At 50.9% G+C, this 26,856-nt stretch carries 23 protein-coding genes; 20 read left to right on the top strand and 3 right to left on the bottom strand.

Features of this window, described 5'->3' with window-relative positions:
• Positions 1-15: 15 nt before the first annotated feature.
• From casB to cas3, 3 genes are read right to left on the bottom strand one after another with little or no spacing between them, the layout of a single operon-like run.
• Positions 16-609 carry a type I-E CRISPR-associated protein Cse2/CasB gene (casB, locus tag FYJ52_RS08510; RefSeq protein WP_154576803.1) on the bottom strand — a complete coding sequence of 198 codons (594 nt, stop codon included), beginning with the start codon at positions 607-609 and terminating at the stop codon, positions 16-18.
• Entirely contained in the window at positions 587-2,257 is a 1,671-nt protein-coding gene (casA, locus tag FYJ52_RS08505) for a type I-E CRISPR-associated protein Cse1/CasA (protein WP_205960816.1), read from the bottom strand. Before casA ends, casB begins: the two co-directional genes overlap by 23 nt.
• Positions 2,244-5,009: a CRISPR-associated helicase Cas3' gene (gene cas3, locus FYJ52_RS08500; protein ID WP_154576801.1), complete on the bottom strand. Its 2,766-nt coding sequence runs from the start codon at positions 5,007-5,009 to the stop codon at positions 2,244-2,246. The genes casA and cas3 overlap by 14 nt, the downstream gene beginning before the upstream one ends.
• Before the next feature lie 393 nt (positions 5,010-5,402).
• Here cas3 and FYJ52_RS08495 point away from each other — a divergent pair, with 393 nt between their 5' ends.
• The 20 genes from FYJ52_RS08495 to FYJ52_RS08400 all read left to right on the top strand — a co-directional run bounded on the left by FYJ52_RS08495 (position 5,403) and on the right by FYJ52_RS08400 (position 26,855).
• On the top strand, positions 5,403-6,560 hold the full coding sequence (locus tag FYJ52_RS08495) for a GspE/PulE family protein (RefSeq protein ID WP_154576800.1): 1,158 nt from the start codon (positions 5,403-5,405) through the stop codon (positions 6,558-6,560).
• Positions 6,535-7,632, top strand: coding sequence for a type II secretion system F family protein (locus FYJ52_RS08490; protein WP_154576799.1), 1,098 nt, complete (start codon positions 6,535-6,537; stop codon positions 7,630-7,632). The genes FYJ52_RS08495 and FYJ52_RS08490 overlap by 26 nt, the downstream gene beginning before the upstream one ends.
• Positions 7,633-7,669: 37 nt before the next feature.
• On the top strand, positions 7,670-8,062 hold the full coding sequence (locus FYJ52_RS08485) for a type II secretion system protein (RefSeq protein ID WP_154576798.1): 393 nt from the start codon (positions 7,670-7,672) through the stop codon (positions 8,060-8,062).
• On the top strand, positions 7,983-8,522 hold the full coding sequence (locus tag FYJ52_RS08480) for a prepilin-type N-terminal cleavage/methylation domain-containing protein (RefSeq protein WP_154576797.1): 540 nt from the start codon (positions 7,983-7,985) through the stop codon (positions 8,520-8,522). The genes FYJ52_RS08485 and FYJ52_RS08480 overlap by 80 nt, the downstream gene beginning before the upstream one ends.
• 11 nt (positions 8,523-8,533) lie before the next feature.
• Positions 8,534-8,977 (top strand): hypothetical protein, encoded by a 444-nt coding sequence (locus FYJ52_RS08475; protein WP_154576796.1) that lies wholly within the window; start codon positions 8,534-8,536, stop codon positions 8,975-8,977.
• On the top strand, positions 8,913-9,455 hold the full coding sequence (locus FYJ52_RS08470) for a type II secretion system protein (RefSeq protein ID WP_154576795.1): 543 nt from the start codon (positions 8,913-8,915) through the stop codon (positions 9,453-9,455). Before FYJ52_RS08475 ends, FYJ52_RS08470 begins: the two co-directional genes overlap by 65 nt.
• Positions 9,397-9,837: a hypothetical protein gene (locus FYJ52_RS08465; protein WP_154576794.1), complete on the top strand. Its 441-nt coding sequence runs from the start codon at positions 9,397-9,399 to the stop codon at positions 9,835-9,837. Before FYJ52_RS08470 ends, FYJ52_RS08465 begins: the two co-directional genes overlap by 59 nt.
• Before the next feature lie 128 nt (positions 9,838-9,965).
• Complete coding sequence (gene glmS, locus FYJ52_RS08460) at positions 9,966-11,795, top strand: glutamine--fructose-6-phosphate transaminase (isomerizing) (protein WP_154576793.1); 1,830 nt, start codon at positions 9,966-9,968, stop codon at positions 11,793-11,795.
• 227 nt (positions 11,796-12,022) lie between these two features.
• Positions 12,023-14,632 carry a glycyl radical protein gene (locus tag FYJ52_RS08455; protein WP_154576792.1) on the top strand — a complete coding sequence of 870 codons (2,610 nt, stop codon included), beginning with the start codon at positions 12,023-12,025 and terminating at the stop codon, positions 14,630-14,632.
• A 29-nt stretch (positions 14,633-14,661) separates the two neighbouring features.
• Positions 14,662-15,597, top strand: a complete 936-nt coding sequence (locus FYJ52_RS08450; RefSeq protein WP_154576791.1) for a glycyl-radical enzyme activating protein — start codon at positions 14,662-14,664, stop codon at positions 15,595-15,597.
• Between the two features lie 271 nt (positions 15,598-15,868).
• Positions 15,869-17,164 (top strand): aldehyde dehydrogenase, encoded by a 1,296-nt coding sequence (locus tag FYJ52_RS08445; RefSeq protein ID WP_154576790.1) that lies wholly within the window; start codon positions 15,869-15,871, stop codon positions 17,162-17,164.
• Between the two features lie 114 nt (positions 17,165-17,278).
• Positions 17,279-18,490, top strand: coding sequence for a histidine kinase (locus FYJ52_RS08440; protein ID WP_154576789.1), 1,212 nt, complete (start codon positions 17,279-17,281; stop codon positions 18,488-18,490).
• Entirely contained in the window at positions 18,483-19,514 is a 1,032-nt protein-coding gene (locus tag FYJ52_RS08435) for a response regulator (protein ID WP_154576788.1), read from the top strand. The genes FYJ52_RS08440 and FYJ52_RS08435 overlap by 8 nt, the downstream gene beginning before the upstream one ends.
• Entirely contained in the window at positions 19,511-20,740 is a 1,230-nt protein-coding gene (metK, locus tag FYJ52_RS08430) for a methionine adenosyltransferase (protein WP_154576787.1), read from the top strand. The genes FYJ52_RS08435 and metK overlap by 4 nt, the downstream gene beginning before the upstream one ends.
• Positions 20,741-21,016: 276 nt before the next feature.
• The gene (locus FYJ52_RS08425) at positions 21,017-21,292 is read left to right on the top strand and encodes a BMC domain-containing protein (protein ID WP_154576786.1); all 276 of its coding nucleotides are present in this window, start codon (positions 21,017-21,019) and stop codon (positions 21,290-21,292) included.
• Positions 21,293-21,313: 21 nt separating this feature from the next.
• Positions 21,314-22,096, top strand: coding sequence for a propanediol utilization microcompartment protein PduB (gene pduB, locus FYJ52_RS08420; RefSeq protein WP_154576785.1), 783 nt, complete (start codon positions 21,314-21,316; stop codon positions 22,094-22,096).
• A 51-nt stretch (positions 22,097-22,147) separates the two neighbouring features.
• Complete coding sequence (locus FYJ52_RS08415; protein ID WP_154576784.1) at positions 22,148-23,809, top strand: propanediol/glycerol family dehydratase large subunit; 1,662 nt, start codon at positions 22,148-22,150, stop codon at positions 23,807-23,809.
• Between the two features lie 17 nt (positions 23,810-23,826).
• Complete coding sequence (locus tag FYJ52_RS08410; RefSeq protein WP_154576783.1) at positions 23,827-24,489, top strand: propanediol/glycerol family dehydratase medium subunit; 663 nt, start codon at positions 23,827-23,829, stop codon at positions 24,487-24,489.
• Positions 24,490-24,504: 15 nt separating this feature from the next.
• Positions 24,505-25,011, top strand: a complete 507-nt coding sequence (locus FYJ52_RS08405; RefSeq protein ID WP_154576782.1) for a diol dehydratase small subunit — start codon at positions 24,505-24,507, stop codon at positions 25,009-25,011.
• 29 nt (positions 25,012-25,040) lie between these two features.
• Complete coding sequence (locus tag FYJ52_RS08400; protein WP_154576781.1) at positions 25,041-26,855, top strand: diol dehydratase reactivase subunit alpha; 1,815 nt, start codon at positions 25,041-25,043, stop codon at positions 26,853-26,855.
• Position 26,856: the final 1 nt, after the last annotated feature.

The raw sequence follows: 26,856 nt of genomic DNA, 5'->3' as shown, positions 1-26,856 counted from the left end.
TCTGTTGATTGTGTTTTAGTGTTCGGTATTGTTTTTCGAATCTGTTTCGTTGAGAGGCGTTCGGTAGAAATCTCGGCCCCATTTTAAGCGCAGGCTGTTTCGATTGTCTTCAAATTGGTAGCGGTAAAGATCGTCAGCCAGATCGATATAATCCAAGGGAATGCTATTGGCACGCAATAGTGTGACGATGCCGCGCAAGTGCTGAGCCAGCTCAGCGATGTCAGCTGAAGCGGCCATTTGGTTGAAGCGCGCGAGAATGGGTGGATTGTCCTCAGGCATGCCCGAAGGCATTAAATACCGGATTGCCGTGCCAAGCTTTTGCCCTTCGAGGTGCATCGGCTGGTTTTGGCCCTGCTGGTGCAGCGCGTAGAGGGTGAGTGCGGTGTAAACAGCCCATTCTGCGGAACTGGGCGCATCAGTGTGGCCCATCAGTTCTTCTGGCATTTCGTTTAGAAAAGTACCGGTCAATTCCGGCAGCTCACCCGGGCGTCTTCCGACGCCGCGGCGGAGTGCGGCAAGTTCGGCTTTACCGGATCCGTTTTCCTTATTTCTTTCAAATCGTGTGAGTTTTCGACCCACAAAAGTTTTAACTTGTTGTCGTTTGTTCATGATTCACGTCCTTTCTGGGATAAATTTTGTTGAGCGATTTTCGGAATTGTAAATCAGCTTTTGAGACGGTGTAATGATAATCCTTTTCTGTTTTTTGGTCGTGAATGGTGTGCCCGCGGAAAGCTGCAGGTCCAGCGTTAGCTTCTAATTGTTCAGCAATAGCTGCAGCAATCCTTCGCGATTCGTTTTCCCATTGATCGAAAAGCGCTTGGTTGTTTTCAGGAGAAACCTCGTGATTAAATTGAAGCAGCCAGGCGCGCATGGGTTGATCAATCGTTTGATAAAACAGACGGCGTCCTTTTTGCTGATTTTTTTCATTTTCAGAATCAGAACCGCTAGCGATGGCAATATTTCGGCAAAGTAAATGAATCGCGTTAGCAGTATCATCACATTTTTGAATTTCAGTTTCAATTTGATTCCGAAGACCGTCACTTTCTGTATTGAGCAAGTCAGTAAAATAAGTTAACGTATCGCTGGAAAAATCATTGATAAAAAAATCTTTATCGCCATATTGCAAGGCGATGCCGCGAAGTTGAATTTTTTTATGAGGAGTTATGATATTTTCCTTCTTCAATGCGTATAACCATTGAATTATTCCAGGAAGATGGTTGCTTTCCGCACTACTCCTACTGTGGACCAGAAAATATTGGCCAAAGTCTCGCCACATTTGACGATTGGGATCCATGCGTTTCGGATGCCAGACAAATTGTTTTTTCGTTTTGTTTATTTTTCGCCATGAGGTCATCTGTTCGTTAAAGGCATCGTCATTAGAGAAGAAATCGCCACCGAGCAAAGTGTACCCGACAACAGCGTCATCCTTACGTTTTAAAAGAATACGGCGGGATTGCAAAGATAAAAGCGCAGCAGGCTCATCAGGAATCGAAATTTCGGTTCGCTCGTCTGGTTTTGGCGGGTGTTCCCAAGCTGGTAAAGGGGGGGCCGACCAAAGTTCGGTGCCATCTTTCAAAAAGGTAAGATTCAGCAGAAGTGTTTCGAACAAATTGTTACCGACATTTTCGACCATACCCAATTTGCCAACCCATCCTGCACCAGGAGAAGGAAGACCCTTCTTTTTGGGTTTGGCAGATGTGTCGTCAAAGGCATTAATGTAGAGAAGCCAGCGCGCGGCTTCAGCAAACGGGATTTGTTCTTTTCCAATCCCACTTCGGCTAGAAAAAAGTCTCTTTTTATTACCGCTTTCTGATAAGTCACCGATTAATTTTGGCGCGTTGTAGGGGCTGCCCAGAGTGGCCTCGGGTACTTGATAAAATGGCCTTGCCGGATGAAACAGCCAGAACGCATCGTGGTGCTGGTTGAAGTAATCTAAAATCGGTTTTTCTGGAAAATGTTTGAGTTCCCAGAGTGTCTGCCAGCGGTTGAAGACGGCGTCATAAGCCGCATCGATATCATCGATCTCGATAAGCGCATCGGGTGTGCCGTCAACATCGACCCGTTCAAAGATCGTATAGAGTAAGGCGAGCAGCATGCGCAGAACAGCAAAATTCTGGGCTGGCGTTTCGCCGGCTAGATCCTTGTAATCTTGAGCGTGAAGCAAAAGGTTTTTTAACGATAAGGTCTCAACGGTCAGATCCTCTCGGATCACCTTGAGCCAGGGTTCATCGATTAAGTTGAATTCAATGTCTTTCATCGTGTTTCCTTTCAAAATAGAATCCGAGGCGCAGATCGTAACCGACAGTATAGGCATTGAGCTGTGCCTGATTATTTTCATCTAAAATCAAGAACAATTCGCCTTTCAGAATGGGGTGGATGAGCCAAAGCGGCACCCATTGCTGCGAGTGCTTTTCTAGAAAAGCAATGATCTCATCGATGGACCAACTGGCGCTGAAGGCTAAAGGTAGCCTCAGTTTTTGCCGGGCAACGGTCAGCGCTTCGTCGTCAGAGAGGGCTTCATCGGGTGCAAAATATTCTGGAGAAGCGGAGAGAGTAGAAAGCAGGGTTGCTTTAGCATCATATTTAAGCAGAATGATTTCGATGCTGTCTGTCCCGTATCGTACCGCGGCATCTGCTTTGACGTCATTCGGGACAGCAGTGTCCAATAACCCCGAAAGGGGAGTACGGCGACGCTTGGATTTTGATGGCGCGCCAAGGCGGTACGCATGAGCGGATTGCCTGAGCGTGTTCAGATGGTTTTGATAATCTTGCAAAGCGTCCGCTTCTTTTTGGGGATTGATCAAATAGGTTGGGTCGTACACATTCTGAACGGTTTCAGAGATATCTTTAGGAATTGATAATTGATCAGGCAAAATTTCTTTTGTTCGTAAGAGGAGATATTCGCCGTAGACGGCGACAGAACCCTTCTCAAGTTCCTGATTTTCATCCGCCCCCAGGACATAACAGACGGCATTTTGAACGGGATTGGGTCTTTTTCTTTGATGTCGGTGCAGTCGGCCAATGCGCTGAAACAGCAAATCGACCGGGCAGAGATCGGTGACCATCACGTCAAAATCGACATCGAGGGATTGTTCCATCACCTGAGTGCCCACGACGATAAGATTTTTTCGATCTTCCGGTTTTGAATTTTTACCCAGACGCGCAAGTAAAATTTGTTCAATCGCCGCACGTTGTTCCATTGTAAAAGCACCATGGAAGATGAGAATTTCATCGTTAGGGAAAGCAACTTGCAGTTTTTTTGCAACAGCTTGCGCCCGTTTAACCGTGTTGAGAATAATACCGGCACAGCCACCTTCAGATAAGGCAGTGGATAAGCTGTCACACAGGGTCTCATCATCGATCTGCTCAATACGGACAGTACGTTCAGAGCTTTCGTCTGGGATCGCCTTGGAAATCACCGCCTTACCATCTGTATAAGTGAGTAGTGGATAGGCGCGGCAGGTCATCCAAGGTTCTTTTTCGATTCGTGTAAATTCTTTATAACGCATGTTTTGATAGGCACGAATGAGCTGAGTCCGTGTCTCATAAGGTAAAGTGGCGGATAGCAGGATCACAGGAACATCGTAAGCCCCAAGCCAGGCAAGCGCCTGTTCCAGATACTGATCCATATAAGCATCGTACGCGTGGCACTCGTCGATAATGACGACTTTGCCGGCTAAACCTAAATGGCGGAGCATCAAGTGGCGCTGTTTTAGCGCCATCATTAAGATCTGATCGACAGTGCCGATAACAAAGTCAGAGAGCAGCGCTTGTTTACGCCCTTCAAACCACGGATGAACGAGCAAATCTCGATTGGTTCCGTTATCTTCATTATCTTCGTTGGTGATTGCCGTGCCGTGAAATATAGATTGATAATCTTCATTGAGTTCAGCGGCGCCGTGGGCAAGCTTGATACTGTAGATCACTTGATCACTTTTGGCTTGGGAGGCGGCCCAATGCTCAATTCGAGGAAAAATACCGTTAGAGGTCGCTTGGGTGGGCAGGCCAAAGAACAGACCGCCACATCCCGTTCGACTCGCAAGCAATTCCGCGGCGGCCAGAGCCGCTTCGGTCTTGCCGACACCCATGGGCGCTTCTAAAATAAGAAGACCGGGTTTATTAACAGAAGCGGCAATTTGAATAATGCTTTCTTGAACACAGTTTGGGGAAAACCCAAAACGTGTTTTGAATTGTTCGGGCGGAAGTGCATAACAACAAGGCGACCAAATCGGCGGCAGGTTGAGTCTATCCAAGGCATCCTCAACGCGATCCGGATAAAGGGATGGATGACCTTCTTCCTCAACGGACAGCAGCGGAAAGTAATTTTCATTGCTGGCAATCCAATCCGCCATGATGAGTAAGCCCGTCCAAATGACTTGCTGCGGCAGCGTATATGAGACCAGGTCATCGGGAAAGGCACAATCGCACATATTGAGCACTGCGTGAATTAGGACACTCCGCGTATTTTCCCATGTATCTTTAAGGTGCAGATGAATATCGTCGTAATAATTGGAATACGTAGCACCGTAAGGGTCGATTTGGAGCTGCCCCCAATTTGGCTGATCTAAAGGATGGGGTATGCCGTGATGGGCGCCGACGATGGCAGCAAAATCTTCTGACACGGCGCGGTTGAGTAAAATCGCCTCTCCAGCCAAAGCGTGAGGAGAACGGGTGTAACGGTCGAAACAATTTAACGAAGAAATGGGCAGGCCGCGTCCTTCAAGAAGATCGTCGATGTTGTCGATGCTTTGCAAAATTCTGCTTTGAAATAAAGGGGTGGCCTTACCGATGTCGTGCATGGCACCGAGACATCGCGCAGTTTGAGATAAGGTATCTTCGTCCGCACATAGAATATCTTTGATATGATCGGGCAGCCAGTCGGAAACGAGCACATCCATGACGTCGGCTGTATCCAGCAAATGCATCCAGAGGGGCAGCCATTTCTGACGGTCTTTGCGATCGGTTTTGGCTGCTAACAAGCAGGCAGGGTTTTGAAAAAAATCAAACATGCTGAATAATCTCCACAATAAAATGAGGTATAAACGATATATAACGGTTTCATTTTATCACGGGATGCGGTTCATTTCAAGCGTGCGGGGGGATAGACGCACGGGAAAGCTTGCGGCTCAGGAGACCGAAGGAAAAATTTATTTTGCAATCAAATGCGCGATTTTCTTTTATTAAAATAGGACTGCAAATCGTCATTTGATTTCAGAAATACGATATCTAAAATTTAGAAAGCCAGGTGCTTAATTTCAAACAATTCTCATTATTATTTTTGCATTTCATTCATAAATACATACAATTTCATAGTCATTTAAAGAACTTATTAAAAACGATTGCAAAAATGAATATAACGTGATATACTCTGAAAAATTTTAAATCAAAGAGAGCAGCTTAAAATGAGTTTCTTAAAAAGTAAGCGCTCTTCTGATACAAATCGTGCGACCAAAGCGCGCACCACAAATCAAAAACACGGCGATCGGATTGTCTTATTAACAGAGGAATTATTGACCGCGGCGGTGGATAAAAGGGCTTCGGATATCCACATCGAACCGTTCGGGTCAGACACTTTTCGCGTACGTTTTCGGATTGATGGTGCGCTCTTTTTCTACACTTCTTTGTCGTCAGAAGACTACACTAGCATGATTTCGCGAATTAAAATTCTGGCACAGATGGATATCAGCGACAAACGCTCGGTGCAGGACGGCGCCTTTGTGTTTCACGAGATTCCGATGCGGGTCTCGGTGCTGCCGACGGTGCACGGGGAGCACATGGTGATCCGCATTCTCGACAGCCGGTATTACATTCAGGATTTATCCCGGCTGGGACTGACAGCGGCGGACATCAGGAAACTGACGGTGATGGTCAACCGGCGGGAAGGGCTGATATTGATCAGCGGGCCGACGGGCTCAGGCAAAACGACGACGCTGTTTTCGATTGCGAACCGTCTGAACCGGGAAGGGGTGCATCTCGTGAGTTTAGAGGAGCCGGCGGAAATTTTGATTCCCGGGGTGACCCAGGTATCGTTGTCCAGCGTTCGGGATATGGATTTTGAAAAGGGCGTCCGCGCCGTACTCAGGCAGGATCCGGACGTCATCATCCTTGGCGAGATTCGGGACATCCGTTCGGCGCACGCGGCCATCCGCGCTGCGGCAACGGGCCATTTGTGCTTTGCGACGATCCACGCAAGAAGCGCCTGGGGCTGCAGAGAACGGCTTTTAGATTTCGGCGTTCCCGCTTATATGGCGGACGATCAGCTGATTGGCATGATGGCGCAGCGGCTCGTCCCGAGGATTTGCCCGAAATGCGGCGCAACCGTCGCGATGAGCGCGGTGCAGGCCAAACGCTTGAATCTCAAGCAGCCAGGGAAGCTGCGTGTCGGCAGAGGCTGCCCGGCCTGCCGGCAGACGGGCAAGTTCGGGCGCATCGGTTTGTTTGACCTGGTCGATCCGCGCACGGATAGCGATCTATCCGACGGGCGGCCTTTTCGCAGCAGTGCAGTGGCGCATTTAAAGGACGGGAGTGTGGCTTATGAAGACGTCAGTCTTTACCTCTGAGCGACGCAGCAGCAAGGGGCGGCACCGCACGCTGAACGACGAAGAACTGGCGGCGTTTTGCGGTGAGCTGGCTGTGCTTATGAGCTCCGGCCTCGATCTGATCGAATCGTTAAAGACTTTTACCGGCGGGAAAACCCGCCGCGTTTTTCAAACCGGGGTGTCAGCGATCATTTATGCGGTCGAACGGGGCGCGCCTTTGAGTGCGGCGATGGGTGATTCCGCCATCGGGCTGCCGGAGCTCGTCATTGAAACCCTGCGTGTCGGCGAAACCTCCGGCCAGCTCGTCCCGATTTTGGAACAGCTGGAAGCGCATTACGACAGGCGGAGCTGTCAGAAAAATAAATTGATTCAGATCATGATATATCCCGCCATTGTACTGGTGATGACCCTGGCGGTGACGCGCTACCTGGTGAATCGCGTGCTGCCCAGCTTGATCAACACCCTTTCCGAGCTTAATCTGTCGATGACCGCCGGCACGCGGATGTTAATCAGCTTAAACGGCGCGATGGCCAACGTTTTGCTGGCGGCGGCCGTGGTGTTTGCGGTCATCGGCATTTTGCACAAAGTGCTGCCCGAAGGATGGGGCCTTCGGGTGCGTCTGGATCATCTACTTTTGGAAACCCCTGTTTTCGGCCAAATGCGCCGTCTGGAAAATTGGGCGGCATATTTGGATATGCTGGTGCTGGCTTTGAACAGCGGCGTCGATTTGATCACAGCCCTGACCGTGTCGGCCAGACCCGTGGCCAACGCCTATTTCAAGGTACAGCTCAGCCGCCTGTCGGAGATGGCAGGCCGAGGTGTCGGACTTGCGGAAGGATTTGCACAAACCGGTTTGCTCGATGAAGGAGGTGAGCGGCTGATTAAGGTTGGAGAAAAATCAGGGGCGCTGCTGCCCATGCTGAAGAAAGCAGGCACGCGTTACCGCAAACAGTACGACAGGCGGTTCGCGCGGATGTCGTCCGTGATGGAGCCCGCGCTGATTGTCATCGTCGGCGTGCTGGTGGGATGCGTGGTCGTTTCGTTTATCAGTCTGCTCTACACCATTTACGGTGGTTACGCAGCGATGATGTAGCAAAACTTATATAAAGGCGCATAAAGGAGGCGAAAACATGCTTAGGCCTAAAAAAATGAAAAGAACGCATCGGAATCAAAAGGGATTTACCCTCGCGGAAATGCTCGTGGTACTGGTGATCATCGGGATTCTGGCGGGCATCATGATCGTGGCGGTGCCGCAGATTATGGAACGCTCCCGCCTGCAGGTTGACAAGGCCAACGCCAAACAAGTCACCTCGGCTGTCACCCTTTACGAAGCGGACCAGGGCGCGCTGCCGACGGTCGCGGCGCAGTCGGGCAGCAATGCGGCTTACAACGAAGTGGTTCAGACGTTGGTGAACAACAAGTACCTCAAGAAAGAAGCAGACGATGATTACACAGCCAAATCGAAAGGGAAAGTTTTCGTCTACGATTCGGCAGAAGGGCTGGTTTCGATCGCTGACAAATAATCGCGGCATGACCTTGGCGGAGATGCTCGTCACGCTGCTTTTGGTCGGCTTGTTGAGCAGCGGCACGGTGATGCTAGGCGCATCGGGCGCGCGCATGGCCAGCCGGGCTTCCTTCGACGCAGAGTGCGAGGCGCTGAAGGATGCCCTCAACGACGCCAGAGACCGGGCGATGATGCAGGATGCTAATCGGGAAGTTGATGTGGACATTCGTAATGATGGTTATAGTATTAATACCTGGGACGATCAGGCGGGAAAGTTTTGCACTGACAGTGTGGCCTTTGAGCACATTCAGGCCTCTTCCGCAAAGGGACCTGTCGATCCAAAATATCATTATCGTGTTCGCTTTTTACCATCGGGAACTATCAACAAGGGGCAGACGATTCGCCTGAATGGGCCGGGACAGCTGAAGCGCAGTCTGATCCTTCAGCCGGTCACGGGCCGCATTCGGCTGTCTAATTGAGGAGAGGGCGGATGATGAGAAAGACGACAGATCAGCGGGGGGTCACGCTGGCCGACACCTTGGTCGCGCTGGTGATTGTGGCGCTGTTATCGGTTTTGATGGTCTCGCTGCTCAGCAACCTGGCCATTTTAAAAAACGCGTCGGCGGGCCTCAATCTTCAAGGGCGGGGGCTGCCCAAAGCGTACCACCGGGCGGCATCGGCCATCGCGGCGATGGATCACCCGGACCGTCAAGCGGCCAATGCTCGGCTGCAGACCCTTGGCGAGGATATGTCAGACGACCAGACCGCCTATCGGTTCAAAGTCACCGGCATATCGGGCAATGGGTACAATCTGGACATCACGATTGCGCCAAGGGGGTTGCGCGCAGAAACGTATCAGGAAGTGATTTATGCAGCACCGACGTCAACCGAAACAGACGAAACGACAGAGCCAGCGGGGCATGACCCTGATTGAGCTCTTGATCACCCTGGCTGTAATGGGTTTGATGCTGAGCATCTTGCCAAACTTTATCGCCGTCTTTACAAAAATACCCAAGGCCAGTTCAGCGCGCACCCACGTTCAGGAATTCCGACATGTGCATTTGTTCATCGAGAAGACCATCCGCACAGCGGATACCATCGTCATTGACGGCGAAAACGTCTACGTGCAGGATATGGAGACGCCGAAGTATTACGATTTGTACACGCTGTCGCCGAGCACGCACATGTTGTACCGAGACAAATATTATGACACCTTTGTCCCCCTCAGCAATGGCTTCCGCAGTCAGCTCGACGCGGAAGTCGCTGCTTTTGAATTGGCACCGGAATGGCAGGACGATGCGCCGAACGGCCGCTTCCGGCTCAAAATGCAATATACGGGAGATCCGGAAATCTATGAAACAGAAATTTACGCGCCCAAGCACGCACAGAGCATTACGCTTAGAACGCCGTAGATTCAACCGGCATCTGAACAACCAGCGGGGGAGTGTCCTGCCGCTGGTTCTTGTCGTGATGATGCTCGCGGTTGTGCCGGTCTTATCGCTTTACACCTTTCACGGACAGGAGGTTCAGACGGCGGCGCGTTACCGGGATCACGAGGCGTGTCTCGTCCTGCTGGACTCCGGCGCTGCGCGGTGCAGGAGCCAGATTGAGCTAGACGGTGAGTATACGGGCGAAACCCTGTCGCAGAAGCGGGGCAGGGTGACGATCGCCGTCAGCCGCCTCAACGCTACCAGCTGGTTTTTCACCTGCAAAGCGCGCTCCGGCAAAGCGCAAGCCACGCAAAGCGGGACGGTGACCCTTCAAAACGGCCGAGCAGAAATGACCAGCAAATGACCTAGATAGTTCTTTTTCTTTTTCTTCTTTTGTGATAAACTATCCGAATAAATTACAGCAATAATCAACGAATCAGATACAAATATCATTTTTAGATTTCGCGCATTGCGACAGGAAAGGAAACTATCATGTGTGGCATTATTGGTTATACTGGAAAATTAGAGGTTCAGGACGTCTTGATCAACGGTCTTTCACGCCTGGAATACCGCGGGTATGACAGCGCGGGTATCGCCTATTTCAGAGAAAATCAACCGCATATTTCACTTCGAAAGACGGCAGGCAAGGTTAAAGATCTGCGTGCGGTCTGCGATAAAGTGAACCCGTCGACCTGCGGCATCGGCCATACACGCTGGGCCACCCACGGCGGCGTCTCGACGGCCAACGCTCATCCGCATCGGGTCGGCCAGGTCGCGCTGATCCACAACGGCATCATTGAAAATTACGCCGAAATCACCCGTAAATTTGATTTGGGTGACGAACTCCAGTCCGAAACGGATACGGAAGTCGGCGCTGCTCTGTTAAATCATTTCTACAGCGAAACGCACGATCCAAAGACAGCCATCCGCAAGGCCGTCGCTGAAATTAAAGGCTCTTTCGCCTTTGGCATTTTATTCGAAGATCATCCGGGCGAAATTTACGCGGTGCGCAACGTCAGCCCGATGGTCGCGGCTTACGATCCGGAAATCGGTGCGTTTATTGCATCTGATGTTACGGCGTTCATTGAACACACCAATCGTTATTTTGTCGTGCCGGAATACACCATCGTGTCGCTGTCGCCGGAAGGCATTGCCCTTGAAGATCTGAAAGACGGCAAGGAAATCGCGCCGAAGATGATGACCGTCGACTGGGATTTGACTGCGGCGGAAAAGGATGGCTATCCGCACTTTATGATCAAAGAAATCCACGAACAGCCGGCTGCGATTACCCGGACCATTACGCCGAGAATTCAGGACGATCTGCCTGATTTTTCAGGCGACCAGATCCCCGATACCCTTTTTGACGGGGCAGAAAATGTTACGATCATCGCCTGCGGCACGGCGATGTACGCCGGTATGGTCGGCGCGGAATTCATCCAGAATCGTCTAAAAATGCCGGTGACGGTTTCGATTGCGTCGGAATTCCGCTATTCTCAGCCAGTGATCGACGAAAAGTCGCTCGTCATCGTCGTCTCCCAGTCCGGCGAAACCATTGACACCTTTGAAGCGCTGAAGCTGGCAAAACAATACACTGACCGGACGCTGTCGATCGTCAACGTCAAAGAATCGTCTATTGCCAGAGAAAGCCATTACGTCGTCTACACCCACGCCGGTCCGGAAATTGCAGTCGCTTCGACAAAAGCCTACACGGTTCAGGTCGCGATGATGTACCTGCTCGGCTTTAAGCTCGGCCTCATGAACGGCCGTTTGTCTGAAGCGGAAGCGAAAGAAAAGGTGCAGGCTCTCAAGACGGTGCCGGCGCACATGGAAGAAGTGCTTCAATATGAAAAGCGGGTCAAAGAATTGACCAGCCGGATGGTCAATGCCCAGGACGCGTTCTATATCGGCCGGGGCTTGGATTACCGGGTCGCGATGGAAGGGGCTTTGAAGCTTAAAGAAATCTCCTACATTCACGCGGAAGCCTACGCGGCCGGCGAACTCAAACACGGTACCATTTCGTTGATAGAAGAAGGCGTGCCGGTAATCGCTATCGCCAATCAGCAGAAAGTCTACGAAAAGATGATCTCCAATATTCGGGAAGTGAAGGCGCGAAACGCCTTTGTCATTTTAATTTCAAAGGACAAGGCCATCGACGACCCGACAATCTGCAACGTCCATCTGTCAATTCCCGACGTGCCGGACGATTTAACGGTGTTTGAAACCGCGGTGATCTGCCAGCTGATCGGCTATTACACTTCGGTCGGCAAGGGCCTCGACCCGGACCAGCCGCGCAACTTAGCCAAATCAGTAACCGTCGAATAAAAAAATATCAGATCATTAACGCTCAAATCTTCGGATTTGGGCGTTTTTTTGTGCCCGCTGCGCGGCAATGACGAAGGGGATGTGAATTTAAAATTACATTTTTTTGGTTTGTTCTGTATTATTAGGTGCCGCTGAACTTGCCTTATAATGAAATCGTAAGCACTGCTGGTGTGTGTGAAACAGTGCGAAGCAATAAAATGATAAGAAAGCTTATAGAGGAGGCTATTATGGGCATTGCAAAAGGATTCACCGAACCGACTGATCGGGTTAAACGCTTAAAACAGAGAATTATCGACGCGACGCCAACCGTCGAAGCTGATCGCGCGGAACTCATTACAGAAGCGTACCGCGCACACGAAAAAGAAGCGCCGGTGATGCGGATTGCGCACGCAAATGAACACATTTTAAATCATATTCCAATTACGATCCGTCCGGACGAATTGATTGTCGGGTCGGCGACATTGACCGACCGCGGATGTCAGCTCTTCCCGGAATACTCGTACGATTGGGTAGCGGCTGAGTTTGATACCATGGCCACACGTAAATGCGACCCGTTCGAAATTCCGGAAGATACAAAACACCGTCTGGAAAAAGTGTTTGAATACTGGCCGGGCAGAACGAACTCGGAACTGGCCAGCTCCCTCATGTCGGATACCTGTCAAAAATGCCAGGATCTCGGTGTTTTCACCGTCGGCAACTATTATTACAACGGGATCGGCCACGTCTGCGTCGATTACGGCAAAGTGCTGAAAGTGGGTTTCAGCGGTATTATTAAAGAAGCGGCCGAAAGAAAAGCCGCCCTCGATCCGAACGATCCGGCGACCATCAAAAAACGCCAGTTCTACGACGCCGTGATCATCACCTACAACGCCTGTATCAACTACGCGCACCGCTATGCTGAAATGGCCCTTGATATGGCGAAGACGGAAATCAATCCTCAGCGCCAGAAGGAACTTTTAGTCATCGCGCAGAACTGCCAGAACGTTCCGGAAAAACCCGCGTCCAATTTCTGGGAAGCCTGCCAATCTTTCTGGTTCGTCCAACTCATTATGCAGATCGAATCCTCCGGCCACTCCATTTCGCCGGGGCGCTTTGACCAGTACATGTATCCCTATTACAAGAATGATCCGAACATCACCCACGATTTTGCTCAGGAATTGGTGGATTGTATCTTTATTAAACTCAACGACCTCAACAAAACCCGCGATGCGGTTTCCGACGAGTTGTTCGCCGGCTACGCGATTTTCCAAAACATGTGCGCCGGCGGCCAAACCCCTGAAGGGCTCGACGCGACCAACGACATCTCGTACATGCAGCTGGACGCGATCGCGCACACGGGGCTGCCGCAGCCGTCCATGTCCATCCGCTATTGGGACGGCACCCCTGACGAATTCCTGCACCGCGCCTGCGAAGTGGTCCGCCTAGGCCACGGCCTGCCGGCGATGTACAACGACGAAGTCGCCATTCCAATGCTCGAAAACGACGGTGTGTCCCTTGAAGATGCCCGCGATTGGCTGCCCATCGGCTGTGTCGAACCGCAGCCTCAGCACAAGACAGACGGCTGGCACGACGCCGCATTCTTCAATTGCTGCAAAGTTTTGGACATCACGATGCACAACGGCCGCTGCCGCGGCGAACAGCTCGGGCCGAAGACCGGCGAAATGACCGACTTCAAGACCTTTGAAGAATTTGTCGCAGCCTACGAAGAACAGATGAAATTCTTCATCGATTACTTGGTCGAAGCCGACAACTGTGTCGACTACGCGCACATGATGAACATGACCCTGCCTTTCGAATCCGCTTTGGTTGACGGCTGTATGGAAAAAGGCGCAACGGTTCAGGAAGGCGCCGCCATTTACAATTTCACCGGCCCGCAGGCTTTCGGCACGGCTGATGTCATTGACTCCTTTGTCGCCATTAAGAAGCAAGTCTTCGACGACAAGACCATGACCATGGCTGATTTGATGGAAGCGGTCGACAACAACTTCGGTTACGCCGTCGATCCGACCGGTGCGCCGAGCGGCTCAGACCGCAGCCAGATTTCCCCGAGCGGCAGCACAGGCCAAGCCGCTGCAGCGTCCGGCCGGTCGGCGATGGAACAAAAGATCTGGGATGTCGTGCAGTCAGTCCTCAAGAACAGCAACAATGTCGATATGGCTTCGATCACAGAAGCGGCCAAGACGCCGTGCGGCGGCGGATGCAAGACAGATGCGAGCGCAGCTGATTTGGCGAAATGGGAAAAGATTCATCAGCAGCTGCTGAACTCGCCGCACTTCGGGAACGACATTCCAGAAGTCGACTTGCTCGGGCGCCGGATCACGAAGATTTATTCCAGCAACGTCCACGGCAGAAAAAATCCGCGCGGCGGGATCTACCACGCTGGCTGCTACACCGTTTCGGCTAACGTCGGGATGGGCCGCGCCGTCGATGCACTGCCAGACGGCCGTTTGGCTCAGACTGCATTGTCCGACAACATTTCACCGCGCCACGGCTGTGATGTCAGCGGGCCGACGGCAGCCAATGCCTCGTCTGCGACGATTGACGCCCTTGACTTCGGCAACGGGACCTTATTGAACCAGAAGTTGTTACCGTCAGCGGTCGCAGGGGATGAAGGCCTGAAACGCTTCGCGGCATTGGTCAGAGCCTATTTCGATCATAAGGGGTATCACATTCAGTTTAACATCGTTGACCGCGCAACCTTGATCGAAGCGCAGAAGCATCCGGAACAGCACAAGGATTTGATCGTTCGTGTTGCCGGGTACTCGGCACAATTCGTTGTTCTGGCCAAAGACGTTCAGGACGATATCATCGCCAGAACGGAACAGACATTCGAATAATTTTCATCTAAACGGAAGGAGAAGCCGCGTTGCTTGCAGATGATAATATCCAGTACGGGCTGGAGGGCAATGTATTTAACATTCAGCGTTTTTCTCTCAACGACGGCCCGGGCATCCGCACCATCGTATTTTTGAAAGGGTGCCCGCTGAGATGTTTGTGGTGCTGCAATCCAGAATCTCAGAAACTTCAGCCCGTTGTGCTGTATCAGGTTGATAATTGTATTCACTGCGGCTCATGTCTGCAGGTTTGTCCGGTGCCGGGGGCCCTGTCGCCGGACAACCCCCATTTTATCGATTACGATAAATGCAACGGCTGCGGGGAATGCGCCGCTGTCTGCCCGGCGGATGCCCTGACGCAGAAAGGCAAGCCGATGACAGTGCAGCAGGTGATTCGGGAAGTTAAAAAAGACGCCAGTTATTACAGGCGGACCAACGGCGGCATGACGCTGTCAGGCGGCGAACCGCTGCTGCAGTACGAATTTGCGGCAGAGCTGCTTAAAGCGGCCAAGTCCCAGGGGTGGCACACGGCCATCGAAACAACGGGCTATACCACCAATGAAGAAGCCTTGGACAAAGTGCTGCCGCATGTGGATTTGGCACTGCTCGACGCGAAAGCACCCAATGACGCGATTCACAAAAAATTCACCAATGTCAGCAATCAAGTCATTCGAAAAAATGCGGTGCGCATCGCGCAGGAGGCGGGCGAAACCATTGTCCGCGTGCCGACCATTCCGGGCGTCAATGCGGACGACCGCACGATAGCAGAAATTATCGAGTACGCGAAATCGCTGCAAAGCGTCTGCGAAATCCATTTGCTGCCGTACCATACCTTAGGCCAGAACAAATACGAATTGCTCGGCATTCCATACCGGATGCCGGAGACTCAGACCCCTTCTCGGGAAACCATGAATCATTTTAAAGATATGGTCGAAGCAGCAGGACTGAAATGTAAAATCGGCGGTTGATGGAAAAAGATGGTGGATTGATAATAAGGTTAAATAGTGAAATACTCAGGTTGATTCGGCGGTCAACGTGTGACAGCCGTTCAATAATCAAAACAAACGACAAGACGAATGCATATGTCAGACGGCGTCGCGATGTGGGCGTGACAAAAGCTGAAAAATACGAGCTTTCAGAGCTAATTCTTTTTGATCTCAGGATGTCTTGATCTGTTTTGATTTCAGGGTCCGACTTTCGGGCCCTATTTTTATAAAACAAATTCGGAAAGGAAAACCAATGGACGCGATAGGAGAAATGGTCGCTGCCTCAGGAAAGGCTTACACAGCGTATAGGCAATGTACACTCAAAGAAAGAAAAAAAGCAATCAGCGCCATTCGAACAGAACTGAGAGGCGCCGTGATGACGCTGGCAGAAATGGCCTGCCGGGAAACCGGCATGGGCCATTCGGTAGATAAAGCGAGAAAAATCGCATTGGCCATCGACAAAACACCCGGGGTTGAGGATTTAAAAACGGAAGTGCTCACCAATGACGACGGCATCGTCCTGACTGAACGCGCTTCGTGCGGCGTCGTCGCCGCCGTTCACCCGTGCACCAACCCCATCGCGGTTCTCATTAACACGACGATTTCCGCCCTGGCGGCGGGCAATGCTGTGATTCACTGCGCGCATCCGAGGGCTTTTCAATGCAGCCAAAGGGCCGTTGAATTGATGAACGCAAGCGTCAGGGAGGCAGTTGGCATCGATCACCTGGTCGCCATTCTGCCGTCGACAGGACATCGGGTCAGCGAGGAGCTGATGCATCATCCGGATGTGGACATGATCATCGTGACCGGCTCCGACACCGCTGTCAGCGCAGCCTTTCGAGCCGATAAAAAAGTGATCGGCGCAGGACCGGCTAACCCGCCGGTCATCGTGGATGAAACGGCAGATCTGGACCGCGCTGCAGCGGCGATCGCCCAGTCGGCTGCCTTTGATTACAATTTGCTGTGTGTTTCGGAAAAAGCCATTGTTACGCTGGACGGTGTAGCCGAAGCGCTTTTGACGGCGTTTGCCCGAAAGGGTGTTCAGGTTTTGAACACGCAGGAAATGGAAAAGGTCGAAAAAATTTTGATCAATGGGGAGGGCGATATCGCCCGCCAGTTTGAAGGCAGGTCCTTAAAGGACATTCTGAATCGGGCAGGGGTGACGTACCGTTATCCGGCAAAGCTCGCCGTGGGCGAAGCGCGTCTCAGCGATTTGATCGTCATCAAAGAAGTCAAGGTGCCGATCGTGCCGTTGGTGCGGATGCCGGATTTTAAATCGGCGCTTCAGGCGGCCCTGCAAATTGAACAGCACAACCGCCACACAGCAGGCATCCACAGCCGCAGCATCGCGCGTCTAGACGAAGCTGCGCGGGCCATGGACACCGCCATTTTTGTCAAAAACGCCCCGTTCATTTCAGCGATTGGCTTTGATGCGGATGTGCCCTGTGCGTTTTCCATTGCCTCTCGAACCGGCGAAGGGCCGATCTCGGCAAGACATTTCACACATTGCAGACGCTGCGTCTTGTCAGAGGCCTTTCAAATTCGATGATATGAACAATAGAATACAATTATTTAACGGCTCGAAGATTTAAGTATTGAAATTTTCTTGTTTGTTCCTTAAAATAAAAAGTAAGAAACAAATTGAGAGAAAAGAGGACGGATCATGTCGGATTTTGAAAAATGGGCCCAATCGGAAGAATTCAAGCACATTCAGCAGGCGTTTCAAGGCGCAATCGGCGTGTCCTGCCGTTTAATTGATTACAAAGGCCGAGCGTTGGCCGGTCAGGGGGAAACGTCGCCTATTATGCGAGAATGCGAAAAATGGCGTGATATCGAAGAGACGCTGGAAAAATCTGCACGGGAAGCCAGCGTTCAGGCGGTGACTGACGGCGCCGTCCGCATGTACCGCGCTTTGAAGCAGCTGACATTTTTCGTAGTGCCGATGACCTTTGGCGGCGCCTATCTGGGCGCTTTTCAGGTCGGCCCGGTCCGAATTGCGGATGCGCCTTTCGAAATCGTGGATTATGCCGGAAAATCGAAGAAAAAAGAGGAAACCTTCTGCAAAATCAATCAACCTCTGATCGACGACTTGCCCTGTTTAAGTGTTGAGAAGTTCAAGTCGATCGCCTCTGTGGCAAAAATGTGGCTCGGCCGACGGGTTGAATTGGAACAGCAGCTGAAAGAACAGACGGCGCGCGGTGCTCAGAGCACGGCCATCATCGAACAGCAATATCGGAAAATCGAAGCCTACGAAAAGCGGGAAAAGCAGCCCCGCCAAGAAAATCTCGAGAATCGCCTGAACATGCATTTTTGGTTCAATTCGCTGACCTCGGCGGCGAACCTCGCCATTATCGAAGGCGCCATGCGCACCAATGAGATGATCACGCTGATCTCGGATTTTTTGCGGGCAACTTTATTTGAACACGATACCTTTTGGACGATCGCGCAGGAGACAGAAGCGGTCGAAAGTTATCTGCGGATTCAGGGCGTGCGTTTTGGGGAACGCATTCAGTATAAAATCGACGTTCCCCGCAGCATGATGAAGCTGCATATTCCGAAAATGACGCTGATTCCCTTTGTCGAAGACAGCGCCATCGCAGTGATCAATCAAAATGAAGGCGGACAAATCCTCGTCCGTATGCTGGAAGATGCCGGGCATTTGATCTGTGAAATTATCGACAACGCCAGCCATCTGCCGTCTGCCGATGTGCCAGCTGAGGCGAAAAATCACTACTCAATCGAGGGGAATATCGATGCGGTCCGGGACAAGCTGGCTCGGATTTACGGCACAGGGTATCACATCGCGCGCACATCGGCAAAGGGCGAAAACCATTTGATGATCAGCATTCCGAAGGGAGGCCTGGCTGATGTTTGAAGTGCTTATTGTCGATGATGAACCCCTTATGCGCGAAGCCCTTGCACGTATGATTAACATGGTCGAGGACTTTGAAGTCTGTGGGGTTGCGGAGACGGGGACCCAGGCAGTTGCAAAAGTTCAGCAAGACCATCCCGACATCGTATTCATGGATGTGGTCATGCCGGACGAGAATGGCATTCGGGCGGCGCAGAAGATCCGCGAAATTTTGCCTCATGTGACCATTTACCTCGTGTCCGCTTACAACACCTTTGATTTTGCAAAGGAAGCCATCCACATTGGCGTCGATGAATACCTGCTCAAGCCTTTGAGCTTTTCGCGGGTTAAACGGTTGTTGGAAAGCTTTAGAGGGCTGAAGCAGCGGCGAAATCTCACCTTTGATCATCTTTGCGACGAAGTGGACAGCCGGGATTACGGCGCAATGTATCACGATTTGCCGAAATTGATCGAGGACATCAAGAAAGAGAGCTGGTACGCGCCGGAAGAAATCATCGATTACTATTACATAATAGAAGATAAATTGTTTGCCCATTACGGCTGCCTGAACGAAACCAATTACGTGAACCGCCCGGCGGGGAAGATGCTGCCGGCCGAGCGCTGGCTGGCTTTTCGGCTCTACGCAACCCTGGATTTGATCTACCGGCACAATGCTGTGATGCTTTATCCCGTGATGAAGAAATCCTTTCAGTACATCGACGATCATATCGAAGAGAACATCGGCCTTCGGGAAGTCCGCGAGAACAGCGGCCTGTCCCAGGGATATTTGAGCCGTATCTTCAAGAAGACATTGGGCATTTCGGTAATGACGTACATCCACTTGTGCCGGATGATGCAGGCGAAGTGGTATTTTTGCGTCTCCGGAGACAGCGTCACCGACGTGGCTTACCGCCTGAGCTACAATGAAAGCTCGTATTTTAGCAAATTGTTTAAAAAATACGAAAACATGACCATTTCACAGTACAAAAAAATGATCCGCGAAGAAAAGAAAAAGGCAAAAGCACAAAATACAATAGGTAAAAAATGAAAAGAACAGCAGAATCTGTAACAGAGGGCCATCCCGATAAGCTCTGCGATCAAATTGCAGACGGCATTGTCGATGCCTGTCTCGCGGCCGATCCGAAAAGTCATACAGCGGTCGAGGTGATGGCCTCGAAAAATATGTTATTCTTGGCGGGGGAAATGTCGCCGGAATTATTAAAAAGCGGTGCCATTCAAATCGAAGCGATCGCAAGAAAGACAGCGGCAGATATCGGCTACACCTCCGAAGCGGTTGGGCTCGACGCGGCGCATTGTCTGATTTTGACCAATATCAACGCGCAGTCCGCGGATATCGACGCGGCAGTCTCGAAGTCGGATACAATAGAAACGGCGAAGTGGATCGCCGGGAAAGTGCGCTGCAGGTGGCTGCCGCCGGAAGATCAAATGCCCGGAGCGCACGACAAGGCTCGCCATGTCGGTGCCGGCGATCAGGGCATCATGTACGGTTACGCGACGGACGAAACCGAGACGTTCATGCCGCTGCCCTTTGTAATGGCGACGGCGTTGTCGAAGCGTTTGGCAGCGGTTCGAAAAGATGGCACCCTGCCCTGGCTGCGCCCCGACGGCAAAAGCCAGGTGACCCTGGACGGGGATCACAAAGTCAGTTCCATCGTGGTCTCTGCCCAGCACGACCCGAGCATCGCCCTGGCCGACCTTCAGCAGGCCATTGCCGAGCATGTGATTGTGCCGGTTTTTGAAAAAACGGTGGGATTGGACTGGATCACGGCGGATACCCAGATCCACATCAATCCGTCCGGGCGCTTTGTCATCGGCGGCCCGCTGGGCGACACTGGGGTGACCGGCCGAAAACTCATGGTCGATACCTACGGCGGAGCCTGCCATCATGGCGGCGGTGCCTTTTCGGGGAAGGACCCGACAAAAGTCGACCGTTCCGGGGCCTATATGGCGCGTTACTTAGCAAAAAATATCGTGGGCTGCGGCCTTGCCGAAAAATGTGAGGTCGCTCTGGCCTTTGCGATTGGCCGGGAAGAACCGGAAATGTTCGAAATTAATACTTTCGGAACAGCGAAAGCGCCGGAAAGTCAAATAAAAACGATGATCGAACGCAACGTTTCCTTTGCGGTGCCGGATATTATCACGGGTCTGAATCTGGCCCAGCCAATTTACCAGGCGACGGCAGCGTACGGGCATTTTGGACAGCCGGATCGCCCTTGGGAAAAAATTGACGCCTTCGAATCCGTCAAAAAGTAGCCGCTTAAAAGCAAAAATAAATCGTACTTGTGTATACAAGGTGACAAATTTACACAAAGAAAGCCTGCTTTCTTTGTGTTTTTTTTACAATTATTCGGTAAAATAAAATCGTAAATCAGGGCCGATCTATATGTTGTGGTGTGAATTTTCAAAAGCACATGAAAACGCGGGTGTAAACGCATAAAAGTGTATTTTTTATAAGAACACCGCAAGTAATTATCCGGGCGAATGGTTTACAATATTGTTAGTCAGATAACCTAAAAGGAGGAAAAGCTTATGACAAATGAAGCTTTGGGTATGATTGAAACCAAAGGCCTCGTCGGATGCATTGAAGCAACTGATGCCATGGTCAAATCTGCCAACGTCACGTTCACAGGCTATGAAAAGATCGGTTCCGGTCTTGTCACAACCATGGTTCGCGGCGATGTCGGTGCGGTCAAGGCAGCTGTTGACGCAGGTGCAGCGGCAGCTGACAAAGTTGGCCAGGTTGTTTCAGTTCATGTGATTCCGAGACCACATCAAGATGTGGAAAAAATGTTACCAACTTTATAAAAATAGTGGAGGTGTGAATTAATGAAAGACGATGTTATGAACAAATTGATGGAAGAAGTCATGAAGAAGATGGAAGAAGTTGAAGAAACTGGTACCGTCTCTGAAGCCACAGGTACATGTGGACTGACTGAATACGTAGGACAGACCATGGGGGATACAATTGGTCTCGTCATCGCTAACGTAGATCCTAACTTACACGAAGCAATGGAAATCGATCCGAAGTATCGTTCAATCGGTATCATTTCTGCACGTACAGGGGCTGGCCCGCAGATCATGGCAGCCGATGAAGCTGTTAAAGCGACCAACACTGAAATGGTTATCTGTGAAATGGCTCGTGATACCAAAGGCGGCGCAGGCCACGGTTCACTGGTTGTCTTCGGTGCTGAAGATGTTTCCGATGCGAAACGCGCTGTTGAAGTTGCTTTGGTTGAAACTGAAAGACACTTCGGCGATGTTTACGGCAACGATGCTGGCCACTTGGAATTCCAGTACACTGCACGTGCTTCCTTCGCCTGCAACGCAGCATTCGGCGCACCGATCGGCCGCGCATACGCTCTGATCTTAGGCGCTCCTGCTGGTATTGGTATCCTGATTTCCGATATCGCTCTGAAAGCAGCTAACGTTGAACTCATCAGCTACTGCTCACCAGATCACGGCACAAAGGCTTCAAACGAAGGCTTCATCAATGTTTACGGCGATGCTGGCGCAGTTCGTCAGGCAGTCCGTGCAGCCCGTGATGCAGGTATCCAGGCATTATCAGCATTAGGCGGACCTTGCCCATCAGCAACAACTCCTTACATTTAATGTGATTAGACCCACACTAATACACAAAGAGATTTAAGGAGGAATGACTAAATGAGATCAAAAAGATTTGAAGCTCTGGAAGCTCGTCCAATTAAAAAAGACGGTTTCGTTAAAGAATGGCCTGAAGTTGGCTTGATTGCCATGAACTCTGACTTGGATCCAAAGCCAAGTATCAAAGTTGTCGACGGCAAGATCGTCGAAATGGACGGCAAAACAAGAGAAGATTTCGATATGCTCGATCAGTTCATCGCTGACCACGCTATTCATATCGAAGATGCTGAAGAAGCAATGGCGATTCCATCAATCGACATCGCAAACAAACTCGTTGACATCCACGTCCCGAGAAAAGACATCATCAAAATCACAACAGCTGTTACACCAGCTAAGATGACAGAAGTTTTAGGATACATGAGTGTCCTCGAAATGATGATGGCTCAGAACAAAATGCGTGCACGTTTAATGCCATCAAACCAGTGCCACGTCACAAACGTTAAAGATAACATGGTTCAGATCGCGGCTGACGCTGCTGAAGCAGCTATCCGTGGTTTCGACGAACAGGAAACAACCGTTGGTATCGCACGTTATGCACCATTCAACGCCTTAGGGATCATGGTCGGTGCAAACTGCGGCCGCCCGGGTATCTTGACTCAGTGCTCTGTTGAAGAAGCAACCGAACTGGATATGGGGATGAGAGGCTTCACCGCTTACGCAGAAACCATTTCCGTTTACGGGACTGAACAAGTTTTCATGGATGGTGACGATACTCCGTATTCAAAAGCATTCTTGGCATCCGCTTACGCATCACGCGGCCTGAAAATGCGTTTCACCTCTGGTTCTGGTTCAGAAGTTCAGATGGGTTATGCAGAAGGTCACTCCATGCTGTACCTCGAAGCTCGCTGTTTGTACGTCACAAGAGGCGCCGGCGTTCAGGGGACTCAGAATGGTTCCGTTTCTTGCGTTGGTGTTCCGGCTGCTGTACCAGGCGGTATTCGTGAAATCTTGGCAGAAAACCTGCTGGCTGCCTGCCTCGACCTCGAATGTGCATCATCAAACGACCAGACATTCACACACTCAGACTTACGCCGTGTCGCTCGTTCACTGATGCAGATGGTTCCAGGGACAGACTACATCTGCTCCGGTTACTCATCCACACCAAACTACGACAACATGTTCGCAGGCTCCAACTGGGATGCTCATGACTACGATGACTGGAACGTCATCCAGCGTGACTTGAGAATCGATGCTGGCTTACAGCCGATCACTGAAGACGCATTGGTTGAAGCACGTGCTAAAGCTGCAAGAGCCATCCAGGGCTTGTTCAAAGGCATGGGACTTCCGGAAATCACTGACGAAGAAGTCGAAGCCGCAACTTACGCAGACGGTTCAAAAGATATGCCGGATCGTGACGTTGTCGCCGACCTGAAAGCCATCGAAGACATGATGAACAAGGGCGTCACCGCTGTTGATTTCATCAAAGCACTCGATAAAGAAGGCTTCCACGATGTCGCACAGTCGATCTTTAACATCCAGTACATCAAATGCGCTGGTGACTACCTGCATACAGCTTCTAAATTGTCTTCTGACTGGGAAGTCATTTCTGCAGTTAACTACAAGAACGACTACCATGGTGTCGGAACTGGGTATCAGATTTCTGAAGAACGTTGGAATCAGATTGCTGATCTGCCTTGGGCAGATGACCCAGAAACAATTTAGTGAGAGGGGTGTATAGAATGGCTGTTAACGAAGAATTGTTAAAATCAATCATCGCAGATGTTGTAAAAGAAATGTCAGCTGATGCACCAGCAGAAGCGCCGAAAGCGGCTCCTGTAGATGAAGGCCCAGCTGAAACATTGGTATTAACACCAGACGGAGAAGCACAGAAAGGCACTGCAGCTGATGAAGTGATCATCGGTGTTTCCGCACAGTTCGGTGCAGAACAGCAGACCAATATCATCGGTGTTCCTCACGCACAGATCATGAAAGAAATGATCGCTGGTATCGAAGAAGAAGGCATGAAAGCTCGTGTTGTCAAAGTCTATCGTTCAGGTGACGTTGCCGTTATCGGACATGACTGTGCAGAACTTTCAGGCTCTGGCGTTGCAATCGGCATCCAGTCTCGTGGGACATGCCTGATCCACCAGGCAGACCTGCCGCAGTTAGGGAACTTGGAATTATTCCCGCAGTGCCCGTTGATCGACCTTGACACCTATCGTCAGATCGGTAAAAACGCAGCGCGCTACGCAAAAGGCGAAAGCCCGGAACCAGTTCCAGTCAAGAACGACCAGATGGCTCGCCCGGCATACCAGGCAAGAGCTGCACTCCTTTACTTAAAAGAAGTCCAGTCTGTTGTCTTAGGTAAAAAACCGGTCAACATGAAAGTTTCCTACAAATAATCGGGAGGTGCACAGATGACACAAGAACAAATGTTAGAACAAATTGTCAAACAGGTAATGGCATCGATGTCCTCCGGCACTGCCGCTGCAGCACCAGCAGGCGACGCTAAAGTAACCGATGCTGATTATCCGCTGGGTGAAAAAAGACCAGAATTAATCACATCAGCAACAGGGATTCCGCTGAAAGAATTAACTCTTGAAAAAGTTCTGGACGGCACCCTCAAAGCTGAAGACTTGAGAATCAATCCGAAGACTCTGGAACTCCAGGCTCAGGTTGCTGACTCTGTCGGCCGTGATGCTTTCGGCATCAACCTGCGTCGTGCGGCTGAACTCATCGCCGTTCCAGATGCTCGCGTTCTCGAAATCTACAACGCACTGCGTCCGTACCGTTCAACGAAAGACGAACTGGAAGCAATCGCTGACGAACTCGAAACCAAATACAACGCTAAAGTTAGCGCTCAGCTCGTTAGAGAAGCTGCTTACATCGGATACAAGAGAAAGAGAACCAAAGAATTTAAATAAGTTTTCGTTAGGATTGTTTGGAGGGAAACATGATTATTGCAGGGATTGATATCGGCAATGCCAGTACCGAAACGGCATTGGCACGTGTTGATCATAACAAACCCGAATTTTTAGCTAGTGGTATCGTCGCGACAACCGGGATCAAGGGGACGCGGCAGAATATCCACGGTGTCTTCTCTTCCTTAAAGCAAGCCTTAGACAAAGCCAATTTAACGCTTGATGATGTGGAGCTGATTCGTTTAAACGAAGCAGCTCCTGTTATCGGCGATGTGGCGATGGAAACCATCACAGAAACGATTATCACAGAATCCACGATGATCGGTCACAATCCATCCACACCGGGTGGATTGGGAACCGGCGTCGGCGAGACCATTAACATCCGCAACTTGACTCAGGTGAAACCTGGGGAAGCGGTGATTGTGGTGATCCCAAGAGAAGTTGATTTTGAAACCTCGTCCAAGATGATCAACACGGCCGATGAACGTGGGGTCCACGTCAACGGCGCGATCGTCCAGCGCGACGACGGTGTTTTGATCAACAACCGCTTAAACAAAAAAATACCGATTGTAGATGAAGTCGCATTAATCGACAAGGTGCCGATTGGCATGCGGGCGGCTGTAGAAGTCGCCGAACCCGGTAAGGTCATCGAACAGCTGTCGAACCCTTACGGGATTGCGACCGTTTTTGATTTAAGCTCCGAAGAAACGAAACAAGTCGTTCCGATTTCCAGAGCATTAATCGGGAACCGTTCAGCGGTTATCATCAAAACGCCGGCAGGGGATGTCAAAGAAAGAAAGATCCCGGCCGGCAAAATCATCATTCAGGGCGAAAACAAAAAGGCCGAAGTGCCTGTTGACGCAGGGGCCGAACAGATCATGGAAGCGCTGAGAAGCGTCCAGCCCGTGGAAGATGTGACAGGGGAACCGGGAACAAATGCCGGCGGTATGCTCGAACGCGTCCGTCAGGTCATGTCCAATTTAACGAACCAATCCCCGGATAAAATTCAGATCCAGGATATTCTGGCAGTCGATACCTTCGTCCCACAAGCCGTTAAAGGCGGGATGGCCAACGAATTTTCAATGGAAAATGCTGTTGGATTGGCCGCAATGGTCAAGGCAGATAAACTGCAGATGAATATGATCGCGGATGAACTTGAAAAAGAATTAAACGTCAAGGTTGAAGTCGGCGGTGTTGAAGCACAGATGGCAATCCTCGGTGCGTTGACGACACCAGGTGCGGACAAACCGATGGCCATTCTCGATATGGGTGCCGGTTCGACCGACGCGGCCATTATCAACCGCGAAGACAAAATTCATTTCATTCATTTGGCAGGCGCCGGCAACATGGTCACGATGCTGATCGGCTCAGAGCTGGGCATCGAAGACATGCACATGGCGGAAGATCTGAAGAAATATCCGGTTGCGAAGGTCGAAAGTTTGTTCCACATTCGCCACGAAGACGGTTCTGTGGAATTCTTCGAAAATCAACTCCCGCCGACCGTGTTTGCGAGAGTGGTTATTCTGACACCGGACGGCATGGTGCCATTGCCGGGCAACTTAACCGTTGAACGGATCAAAACGGTTCGTCAGGAAGCAAAGAAAAAGGTTTTCGTTGTCAACGCCATCCGCGCATTGGAACGGGTCAGCCCGACAGGCAATGCACGGGATATGGAATACGTCACCATGGTTGGCGGATCGTCACTCGACTTTGAAATTCCGCAGCTCATCACCGACGCATTGTCGCGCTACTCTATTGTAGCTGGACGCGCCAATATCCGGGCGACGGAAGGGCCGAGAAACGCTGTGGCAACAGGTCTTGTTCTCTCATATTGCAAAGGAGAGTAAT

This window comes from Pseudoramibacter porci (assembly GCF_009696145.1).
GTDB lineage: Bacteria > Bacillota > Clostridia > Eubacteriales > Eubacteriaceae > Pseudoramibacter > Pseudoramibacter porci.
Note: the sequence above shows the minus strand (reverse complement) of the source record. Positions and strands in the feature narration are given on the sequence as shown.

Excerpts from the sequence above, each read along its gene's own strand:
- FYJ52_RS08495 (WP_154576800.1), top strand. The coding sequence starts at position 5,403 with ATGAGTTTCTTAAAAAGTAAGCGCTCTTCTGATACAAATCGTGCGACC.
- FYJ52_RS08400 (WP_154576781.1), top strand. The coding sequence starts at position 25,041 with ATGATTATTGCAGGGATTGATATCGGCAATGCCAGTACCGAAACGGCA.
- casB (WP_154576803.1), bottom strand. The coding sequence starts at position 609 with ATGAACAAACGACAACAAGTTAAAACTTTTGTGGGTCGAAAACTCACA.
- FYJ52_RS08445 (WP_154576790.1), top strand. The coding sequence starts at position 15,869 with ATGGACGCGATAGGAGAAATGGTCGCTGCCTCAGGAAAGGCTTACACA.
- FYJ52_RS08455 (WP_154576792.1), top strand. The coding sequence starts at position 12,023 with ATGGGCATTGCAAAAGGATTCACCGAACCGACTGATCGGGTTAAACGC.
- FYJ52_RS08425 (WP_154576786.1), top strand. The coding sequence starts at position 21,017 with ATGACAAATGAAGCTTTGGGTATGATTGAAACCAAAGGCCTCGTCGGA.
- FYJ52_RS08475 (WP_154576796.1), top strand. The coding sequence starts at position 8,534 with ATGATGAGAAAGACGACAGATCAGCGGGGGGTCACGCTGGCCGACACC.
- metK (WP_154576787.1), top strand. The coding sequence starts at position 19,511 with ATGAAAAGAACAGCAGAATCTGTAACAGAGGGCCATCCCGATAAGCTC.
- pduB (WP_154576785.1), top strand. The coding sequence starts at position 21,314 with ATGAAAGACGATGTTATGAACAAATTGATGGAAGAAGTCATGAAGAAG.
- FYJ52_RS08480 (WP_154576797.1), top strand. The coding sequence starts at position 7,983 with ATGATTACACAGCCAAATCGAAAGGGAAAGTTTTCGTCTACGATTCGG.
- FYJ52_RS08435 (WP_154576788.1), top strand. The coding sequence starts at position 18,483 with ATGTTTGAAGTGCTTATTGTCGATGATGAACCCCTTATGCGCGAAGCC.
- FYJ52_RS08415 (WP_154576784.1), top strand. The coding sequence starts at position 22,148 with ATGAGATCAAAAAGATTTGAAGCTCTGGAAGCTCGTCCAATTAAAAAA.
- FYJ52_RS08485 (WP_154576798.1), top strand. The coding sequence starts at position 7,670 with ATGCTTAGGCCTAAAAAAATGAAAAGAACGCATCGGAATCAAAAGGGA.
- cas3 (WP_154576801.1), bottom strand. The coding sequence starts at position 5,009 with ATGTTTGATTTTTTTCAAAACCCTGCCTGCTTGTTAGCAGCCAAAACC.
- FYJ52_RS08470 (WP_154576795.1), top strand. The coding sequence starts at position 8,913 with ATGCAGCACCGACGTCAACCGAAACAGACGAAACGACAGAGCCAGCGG.
- casA (WP_205960816.1), bottom strand. The coding sequence starts at position 2,257 with ATGAAAGACATTGAATTCAACTTAATCGATGAACCCTGGCTCAAGGTG.
- FYJ52_RS08440 (WP_154576789.1), top strand. The coding sequence starts at position 17,279 with ATGTCGGATTTTGAAAAATGGGCCCAATCGGAAGAATTCAAGCACATT.
- FYJ52_RS08410 (WP_154576783.1), top strand. The coding sequence starts at position 23,827 with ATGGCTGTTAACGAAGAATTGTTAAAATCAATCATCGCAGATGTTGTA.
- FYJ52_RS08490 (WP_154576799.1), top strand. The coding sequence starts at position 6,535 with ATGAAGACGTCAGTCTTTACCTCTGAGCGACGCAGCAGCAAGGGGCGG.
- FYJ52_RS08465 (WP_154576794.1), top strand. The coding sequence starts at position 9,397 with ATGAAACAGAAATTTACGCGCCCAAGCACGCACAGAGCATTACGCTTA.
- FYJ52_RS08405 (WP_154576782.1), top strand. The coding sequence starts at position 24,505 with ATGACACAAGAACAAATGTTAGAACAAATTGTCAAACAGGTAATGGCA.
- glmS (WP_154576793.1), top strand. The coding sequence starts at position 9,966 with ATGTGTGGCATTATTGGTTATACTGGAAAATTAGAGGTTCAGGACGTC.